Annotated in this window: 1 protein-coding gene; it reads right to left on the bottom strand. The window is 57.8% G+C overall.

The features are described from left to right. The coding region (locus tag AYC59_RS08520) for an AMP-binding protein (protein WP_281177375.1) at positions 1-263 on the bottom strand (263 nt) is incomplete at its 3' end. Positions 264-301 lie beyond the last annotated feature (38 nt).

Raw genomic sequence — 301 nt, forward strand, 5'->3', positions numbered from 1 at the left:
CCCGTATTCCATACCGGATAACCAATCGGCACACTGCTGCCGCGCACCTGTGCCAGTTCCTCGCCAAAAGCCGGATACCAGCTGACATCTACCGCCGCTTCCGTCGGGCCATACAGGTTATGCAACGGCGCGCCGGTTAACTGTTGCCATTCGCGGCATAAATCAGCCGGTAAGGCCTCACCACTACAGAAAACCTGTTTCAACGTCGCGCAATTCTGGCGAGCGGTTTGCGGCGTCAGCGATGCAACAAATGCCGCCAGCATCGACGGCACAAAGTGCGTGGTCGTTACGCCATATTCGG

Origin of the sequence: Pseudostreptobacillus hongkongensis (genome assembly GCF_001559795.1) — a bacterium.
Classification (GTDB): domain Bacteria; phylum Fusobacteriota; class Fusobacteriia; order Fusobacteriales; family Leptotrichiaceae; genus Pseudostreptobacillus; species Pseudostreptobacillus hongkongensis.